General features: G+C 66.2%; 5 protein-coding genes. 1 reads left to right on the top strand and 4 read right to left on the bottom strand.

The window, feature by feature from the left end; translation table 11 throughout:
* Positions 1-130: 130 nt before the first annotated feature.
* A complete protein-coding gene (locus tag VG320_RS01795; RefSeq protein ID WP_327198468.1) occupies positions 131-1,312 on the bottom strand; it encodes an efflux RND transporter periplasmic adaptor subunit in 1,182 nt (393 codons plus the stop codon).
* 26 nt (positions 1,313-1,338) lie between these two features.
* The gene (locus VG320_RS01790) at positions 1,339-4,590 is read right to left on the bottom strand and encodes an efflux RND transporter permease subunit (protein WP_327198467.1); all 3,252 of its coding nucleotides are present in this window, start codon (positions 4,588-4,590) and stop codon (positions 1,339-1,341) included.
* A 333-nt stretch (positions 4,591-4,923) separates the two neighbouring features.
* Here VG320_RS01790 and VG320_RS01785 point away from each other — a divergent pair, with 333 nt between their 5' ends.
* A complete protein-coding gene (locus tag VG320_RS01785) occupies positions 4,924-5,271 on the top strand; it encodes a DUF4148 domain-containing protein (protein WP_327198466.1) in 348 nt (115 codons plus the stop codon).
* Positions 5,272-5,299: 28 nt separating this feature from the next.
* Here VG320_RS01785 and VG320_RS01780 read toward each other — a convergent pair whose 3' ends face one another.
* Complete coding sequence (locus VG320_RS01780; RefSeq protein WP_327198465.1) at positions 5,300-6,892, bottom strand: TolC family protein; 1,593 nt, start codon at positions 6,890-6,892, stop codon at positions 5,300-5,302.
* Positions 6,879-8,706: FUSC family protein (locus VG320_RS01775; protein WP_327198464.1), on the bottom strand; the 1,828-nt coding region annotated here is incomplete at its 5' end. The genes VG320_RS01780 and VG320_RS01775, both read right to left, overlap by 14 nt.

Here is an 8,706-nt window from a genome sequence, read left to right as displayed (position 1 = left end):
GACGCCGATCCGCCTGCATAGTGCGCCGGAATCTCGACTGCGGGCGCCTGATACGGCGCGGTCGTCGAACACGCCGCGAGCGCCGCGGCAATCGCAATCACGCCCAGGCGCATGGAAAAGCGGCGCGCGCTCATGATTGCGCCGCCTTTGCGGGCTGGGCGATGCTCACCGCCTCGCCGTTGCCGATGCTGTCGCCGGGATTGTCGATCACGCGATCGTTTGCTGCGAGACCCGAGGTGACTTCCATATGCGTGCCGAAGTCGCGGCCCAGATGCACCGGCTTGAGCAACACCTTGCCCGCTGCATCGACGGTGGCCACCGCCACGCCGTCGGGGCGGAACAGCAGCGCGGTCACCGGCACGTCGAGCGCTGGCGTCGTGGTCTTGAGCGCAAGATGCGCCTGCACATAGCCGCCCGGCAGCAGCGCGCCATCGGCATTATCGACGTCGATTTCCACCCGCAGCGTGCGGCTGGTCGGATCGATCGCGCCCGCGCTGCGCGCGACATGCGCCGCAAAGCGGCGGCCCGGATATTGTTGCGTCGTCAACCATGCCTCGGTTGATGGCGTGACGTCAGCCGCATCGTCCTGCGGGACGTCGACGAACACGCGCAAGGTTCGCGTCTGCGAAAGGTGGAACAGTTCGTTCGTGGCGGAAGGCGCGCCGGGTGTGCCGCCGGCTGTGACGAGCGCGCCCACATCCACGTCGCGCGCCGTCACCACGCCGTCGAACGGCGCGGTCACTTTTTCATACGAGACCAGTTCGACCAGGCGCGCCACGTTGGCTTGCGCTGCCGCGAGCGCGGCTTGTTTCGTCTGCATGTCGCTGACCTTGGCGTCGGCGTCCTGCTGCGCGACGGACTGGCTCGCCAGCATGGTCTGCCAGCGCTGCGCCGTGGTTTTCGCGTAGTTATAGGCCGCTTGCGCGGAGGCTTCGTCGGCGCGCGCGGCGCGCAATTGCGCGTCGAGATCGGGCGCGGCGATGTCCGCGAGCACCTGACCGGCCTTCACGTGCGTGCCGATATCCGTGTACCAGTGCGCGATATAGCCGCTGGTGCGCGCGAAGATCGCGGCGTCGGCGAAGGGCGTGGCGGCGCCTGGCAGGACGAGATCCTGGCTCGCAGGCGCGGGCTGCGGCTGCACCACCGAAACCGTGAGCGTGCTTTGCGATTCGGTTTGCGCCGCTAGCGCGCGGCTGGCCTGCAGACGCGGCACGATGCCCGCGGCGAGCAGTGCCAGGGCAAGCGCCCCGAGCACCGTGGGGACGAGCGCACGTTTGCGGCGCGGCGCGGGTTGATTGTCGAGGTCGGTCATGATCGTCAGGGTGAAATCGGAATACGTTACTGGCCGGCGTCTGCGGGCTCGCGGGTTGACTCGTCGGCGGCTGCTTCCAGCGCGGCTTGTCGCGCCTTGCGGCGCGCGAGCCAGCCATGCACGATGGCGAACACCACCGGCACGAACATCAGCGTGGAAACCGTGCCGCATGCCAGACCGCCAATCACGGCACGCCCGAGCGGCGCGTTCTGCTCGCCGCCGTCGCCGAGTCCCAGCGCCATCGGCAACATGCCGATCAACATCGCCAGTGCGGTCATCATCACCGGGCGAAAGCGGCTGAACCCGGCCTGTTCGGCCGCTTCATGAGGCGACATACCTTGTGCGAGCTTTTCGCGCGCGGCGGTGACAACAAGAATGCTGTTCGCCGTGGCAATGCCGATACAAAGAATCGTCCCGGTGAGCGCGGGCACGCTTAGCGTGGTGTCGGTCGCAAACAGCATCCAGACGATGCCCGCGAGCGAAGCGGGCAGGCCGCTCAGGATCACGAGCGGATCGAGCCAGGACTGGAAGTTCACCACCATCAGCAGATAAACCAGCGCAATCGCGAACACGAGACCCATCAGGAGTCCGGAGAAAGCCTCGTGCATCGCCTGGACCTGACCGCGAATCACGATTGACGATCCGGGCGGCAGTTTCGCCTTTTCGCTATCGACCACTGTGGCGACGTCGCTGGCGACTGCACCAAGATCACGCCCCTGCACCGCGCCGAAAATATCGAGCACCGGCTGCACGTTGTAATGCGAGACCACGGCCTGCTGCGTGGCGCGCGAGAAGGTGCCGAGCGAGCCGAGCAGGTTCTGCACCGGCATCGCATCGGCGGCGTTTTTCGTGTTGCCGGACGCGCTCGCGCTGGACCCCGTCAACGGCAGATTCGCGAGCGCCTGCAAGGAATTCACGTCGTACTGCGGCATCATCACCATGAGCGGATAACTCACGCCATTCTTCGGGTCGAGCCAGAAGTTAGGTGTCGTTTGCGAGCTGCCGGACAGCGCGATCAGCAGGTTCTGCGCGACATCGCGTTGCAGCAGGCCCGCCTGCATCGCCTTGGTGCGATCGACGTCGATATTGATGGCGGGCGCGTCGCCGGGCTGCTGGATGCGCGCATCGACCAGACCGCGCACGTGGCGCAGTTTCGCGAGCAGATCGTCGGCGACCACGCGATTCGCGGCGAGCTTGTTGCCGACGATCTGGATGTCGATTGGCGCGGGCAGGCCGAAGTTGAGGATCTGGCTGACGATATCGGCGGGCAGGAAGGCGAAGGTCACGCCGGGAAACGCCTTCGGCAATTGCTTGCGCAGCTCGCTTACGTATTGCGCCGTCGGGCGATGGCCCGGCTTGAGCGAGACCATCACGTCGGCGTCGCCTGCGCCCACCGGGTCCGACGAATCGTAGGTGAGGTTGATGCCGCTCACCGGCACGCCGATGTTGTCGAGTATCGCGCCTTGTTCGCTCGCCGGGATGATCTTGCGGATGGCCGCTTCGACCTGATCGGTGAGACGCGCGGTCTGCTCGATGCGCGTGCCCGTGGGCGCACGCAGATGCAGACGGATTTCGCCGGTATCGACGCTCGGGAAAAAGTCGCGGCCCGTGAACATCAGCAGCGTGAGCGAGGCCACGCAGCAGGCCAGAAACACGGCCACGAAGCGTCGGCGTTGCGCAATGGCGCGGGCGAGCGTCGCGCGATAGGCCAGACGCAGCGATTCGAAGCGGGCTTCGAAGCCGGCCTGGAAGCGCTGCAGCCGCGCTGCGAAAGCGTTCGCGGGACGCCCATTCTTTGCGCGCGGCTTGAGCAGATAGAGCGCGAGCGTGGGCACCAGCGTGCGCGAGAAAAAGTACGACGCGGCCATGGCGAAGATCACGGCTTCGGCCATCGGCACGAACAGATAGTGCGCCACGCCCGTGAGCAGGAACATCGGCGCGAACACGATGCAGATCGACAGCGTGGACACGAAGGTCGGCACGGCGATCTCGCCCGAGCCGTTCAGGATTGCGTCGTAGAGCGGCTCGCCATTTTCGAGGTGATGGGTGATGTTTTCGATCGCGACCGTTGCGTCGTCAACGAGTATGCCGACAGCGAGCGCAAGACCTCCCAGCGTCATGATGTTGATGGTCTGGCCAAGCGCGGAAAGCGCGAGGATCGAGGTGAGCACGGCCAGCGGAATCGACACCGCGATGATGAGCGTCGCGCGCCAGCTTCCCAGGAACAGCAGGATCATGAGCGCGGTAAGGCACGCGGCGATCAGCGCTTCGCGCACCACGCCGCCGATAGCCGATTTCACGAACACGGACTGATCGCCCAGCGGCGTGATCGTGAGCGCTTTCGGCAGGCCCGCGGAGATATGCGGCAACAGCGACTTGACCTGACTGATGATCGAGAGCGTGGAGGTGTTGCCGGTTTTCTCGACCGTGAGCAGCGCCGCGCGCTTGCCGTTGCTGCGCACGATATTGGTCTGCGGCGCGTAGCCGTCGCGCACGTGGGCGACATCGCGCACATAGACCACGCTGCCGTTCACGGTCTTGACGGGCAGATTGTTGAGCGCGGCGATGCTGTCGGTGCTGCCGTTCATCTGCACGTTGTATTCGCGTGCGCCGATTTTCGCGGTGCCGCCTGGCAGGATCAGGTTCTGCGCGTTGATGGCGTTGACCACGTCGAGCGGCGCGAGGCCCTTGGCCTGGAGCGCGTGCGGATCGATATCGACCATGATCTGGCGCACCTTGCCGCCGAACGGCAACGGCACCGACGCGCCCTGCACGGTCGCCAGCTGCGTGCGGATAAAGCTGTTGCCCAGGTCGTAGAGCTGCTGCTCGGCGAGCGTTGCGCTGGACAGGCCCAGTTGCAGGATCGGCACCGTGGAGGCGTTGTACGTGATGATGTTCGGCGGCAGCGTGCCGGGCGGCAGCACGCGCAGGATCGATGCCGAATTGCTGGCGGCCTGGGCAATCGCGCGGTTGATATCGGCGCCGGGGTGAAAAAACACCTTGATCACGGAGACGCCGTTGAGCGACTGCGATTCGATGTGCTCGATATCGTCGACGTCAGAGGTCAGCGCGCGCTCGTAGTTCGAGGTAATGCGCTGCGCCATGTCCTGTGCCGAAAAACCGTTGTACGACCAGACGATGCTGACGACGGGGATATCGATGTTAGGAAAGATGTCGGTCGGCGTGCGCAGGATGGCAAGCGGTCCCGCGATCAGGATGAGAATCGCGAGCACCGCGAAGGTATACGGGCGGCGCAGGGCGAGCCGGACAATCCACATGACGAACCTGTATGAGCGTGAAGGCGCGCGGCGGCTTGCAGCCAGCGCGCGCAACGGTATGGAGGTTCGCAGTCTGCGGGTTGGGCCTTTGCCGGAGGGTGACTGGAAGATTACGAATCTGAAATGCGAGGCTTTTTGTATCGGCGTGTATCTGGCGCCGCTACAGACACGCAGGCTTGCAGGAAGGCGGGTTGGTGGACACAAGCGGGATACGTCGGGGCGTTCAAATACACCCATGCCAGTCAGCTGGATCGCGAAGGCGCCAAGCCACTAAACCGCCAAGCCAGCCGACCGGACCGTCGATTCCTTACTTAACCCGCTGGAGAAAAAGCCATGAAACTCGTTCAATCGCTGCTCGTCGCTGGTGTATTCACTGTTGCCGTCGCCGTTCCCGCCGTGTCGTTCGCCCAGTCGAACGAACCGGTAACCCGCGCCCAGGTGCGCGCCGAACTGGTGCAACTGGAAAAGGCCGGCTACAACCCGGCTGCCGATTACACGCAATACCCGCAAAACCTGCAGGCCGCGCAGGCACGTGTCGATGCGCAGAATCAGGCGGCCGCATCGGCTTATGGCTCGGGGTCGAATGGCAGCGCTGCGGCAGGCGTGCGCGTGGTTCATGGCGCGGCCGATAGCGCGCAGAACGATGTAGTGGGTCTCGAACCGATCTACGCGCACTCCTGAATGCGCCTGTTAGTGCATGATGTCCCGCTTAATCGCCCTGCCAGGCGGCGCTGCCGTCCGGCGGGGCGCCGCCGATTTCTCCGGTGGCGAGCGCAAGCGAGGCGGCGGCGGACAACGCAGCGCTGTAGCTGTCCGCGTAGGCATTTTGCGCGGCGAGCAACTGGTTCTGCGCAAGCAGCGCATCGGTAATCGAGCCGACGCCATGCCGATAAGCCGCGAACGCCGCGTCGTAGGTCGTCTGCGTGGCGTCGAGCAGAGCCTTGGCCGCGCCGTTGGAGGCGAGGCTCGTGGCCAGCGCGTTCTGCGCGGCGACGATCTGGCGCACGGCTTCGTCGCGCGTGTGGGTCGATTGCGCGCTGGCGCTGTCCGCATCGTTGCGCGCCTGCATCAGCACGGCGGAGCGCAGGCCGCCGTCATAAAGCGGAATCGTCACGCCCAGAAAAATGCTGCCGCTGCGGCGGCTGCCGTTCAGGTTCACCGTTGCCGCCTGATCGCCGACGGGCGGAATCGCCGTGATCGCGGTCGTGCCCGTGCCGTAGGCGGCCGACGCGGAGAGAAACACCTTCGGCATGAAGGCCGCTTGCGCCGCGCGGATCTTCGCCTGGTTGGCCTGCTCAAGCGCGTAGGCGCTTTGCACGTCCGGGCGGCGCGCGATGGCGTCCGTGACGATCTCGTCGACCGGGCGATGCAGCGACGGCGAGAGCGTGCGCGGCGGCAGCGCGGCGATAGCCGGTTTCGACAAGGGCGAAATGCCGAGCGCCGCAACGAGGCTCAAATAACTGTCGCTGACCATGCCATCGGCCTGCACTTTGGCGAGGTTCGCCTGGGCGCGATTTTGCGTGGCCTGGGCGAGTTCGACCACGGTGCCCACGCCTTGCCGGAGACGGGCGTGCGCGGCGGCGAGGATGCCGTCGGCGTTGTCGAGCGCTTGCTGCGTGGTGCGTGCGCGCGCGGAGGCGGCCTCATAGGTGTAGTACGCAACGCTGACGTCGTGGATCACCTGCTGATGCACGGCGGTGAACGCGATATTCGCGGCGAGCGATAGCTGGTTCGCGGCATCGACATGCGCGCGGCGGCCGCCGAAGTCGAACAGCAGCCATTGCAGCGAGAGCACCGAGACGGTGCCGTGAATCTCGGAACTTGTCGATGAGGTGCCGAGCAGCGTGGTCGTCGAGCCGCTGGACGCCTGGTAGCCGCCCATCGCGGTTGCGGTGAGCTGCGGCAGATAGGCGGTCCTGGCGATGCCCGCCGCGAGCGCCGCATTGCGCGCGTTGTTCCAGGCGATGCGCGTGAGCGGATTGGTCGATTCTGCGATGTCGATCAGTTCGGGCAGCGTGTACGCGTGGTTCGCGTGGTTCGCGTCGAGCGCGGCGGCCGGTTCGACGCTCGACAACGCCGCGCTGCGCGGCAAGGTGTAGCCCTCGTGCTTTGCGTTGTTTGCGTTTGCGATGTTTAGCGCCGGTCCGGGCACGAGGTTGCCGGCGACATCGGTTTGCGGCTGCCAGGGACGGTCGGCGGCGGGTGGCGCGAGATCCAGCGAGGACGTTGCGCATCCGGCCAGCCCGGTCATCGCGAATAGAGCGGCCAACGCAGAGCGCAGCGTCGTGTCAGGGGCGCGCATCGGTCGGCGTCTCCTCGGTCGGGGCGATAGTGTGGATGCGCTCGTAGCGTTGCGCGACGAGGTTGAATAGCGCGTGGACGCCGGGGTCCGTGGCGGCATCAGCGGATGGCGTGGCAGAGCGTTCCGGCGTGTCGCCGCCTGTCGCGAGCTGCCGCGTCAGCGCGTCAAGGCGCGCCTCGCCTGCGGCGCCACCTTGGCCCGCCGCAAGAAAGAGCGGCGCCTCCAGCGCGCCCAGTTCGGCGAGCGCGCGCCGTCGGCTGGCGACCCACGCGGGCGCGGGGCGCACCCACGACGGCTCGTAATGGATCAGCCCGAGGTTCTGGCGCAGGCCGCCGTATTCGGCCAATGCACCGGCGGCGAGCGCCCGGCGCGTGGCTGCATCCGTGGCCTGCGCGATGCGCTTCCATTGCGCGACCAGTTTCGCCAGCGCCGCGTCGATATGGCTCGCGATGCTCACGGGCCACACGCGCGTGAACACCAGATAGACCACCAGATTGCCAATCAGGATGCCGATCGCGCGGTCGCGCGCCAGCGTCAGATCGAACGCGGGCGCCGCGCCCTGGATCACGCACAGGAAGAACGCGAAGGCGATCTGCATGCCCGCATAGGCGATGCGCGGCGAGCCCATCGCGACCCAGGCGGCCAGCCACGCGCCCACGAAAACGAGCGCCATCAACTGCCACGCGGTGGTCAGCATGGGCGTGACGAACACGATCGCTGCCGTGCCGAGCAACGCGCCGATCAGGCAACCCGTAATGCGCAGCGTGAGCTTTTCGACGGTTTCGGCGGTTGTGCTGAGCGACACCATGTAGCAGGTGATGAAACAGGTGTGGATGCCCTGCCAGTCGAGCTGCTGATAGAGCAGGTAGCAGAACATCGCCGCTGCCGTGGTTTTGAGCGCGTAGCGGACGTGATCGGGATTGCTGAACGCGTCCGCGTCGAAGAAGCCGCGGCGTGCGGGGGCTTCCTGCGTGGGGGCGGCGGGCGCTTCGGAAGGCGTCGCGAAATGCTCCAGCGCCACGCGCAGATCCGCAAGCACCACGGCGGCGAGCGGCGTGAGCGTTGGGTCGTCGATGACCGGGGCGGCGACGTCCACCGGATACCCGCCCGCTGCGAGCATCGCGGCCATCTGCATCAGCGTGTCGGCGATTTGCGCGGCGCCTGCGGCGGGCAGGCGTGCGTCGGGTTCGCTGGCGGCAAGATCCACCGCAATCAGTATCGCCGTACTGGAGGTGACCGCCTGGCGCAATGCGGCGGCATCGGCGGGTTTCAGGCTGCCTTCGAGTGTCGCGAGCTTCAGCCACGTCATGATGGGGTGATCGCCCTCGCGCAAGCTGGCCGCGAATGCGGCGCGTTCGGCATCGTTTGCGGAGTCGGTCAAACACAGGGCCGCGAGCTGCAAACGCCGCGCGAGCTTCGCGCTCGCCAGGCGTCGCGGCGACGGTCCGATCAGCAGATTCACCACAATCGCCAGACCAATCGGAATCGCCACGAACAGCCAGGCGTACAGCAGCCCGCGCGTGGCCGCCTCGCCAATGGGCGCAAGACCCAGTTCATCGAGCCCGAAGCCGACGATCATCGCTACGATCGCCCCCACGGGCCGCAATTTGCTCGCCGAGGTAACAAATAGCAATCCGAACGAAAGCAGCGCCATGCAGCCGACCCGCAGCGCAGGCACGTCGATGGAGAAGATCGCGAAGATCATCACGATGCCGATGATCGCGGTGACGAGCAGAAACAGCGCACACGACATGACGACGCTGGTGACGCGGTCCGGCCGGTTCAGGAAGAACACGATATAGGCCGAGGTCGCG

Origin of the sequence: Paraburkholderia sp. (assembly GCF_035948235.1) — a bacterium.
Taxonomy (GTDB): domain Bacteria; phylum Pseudomonadota; class Gammaproteobacteria; order Burkholderiales; family Burkholderiaceae; genus Paraburkholderia.
Note: the sequence above shows the minus strand (reverse complement) of the source record. Positions and strands in the feature narration are given on the sequence as shown.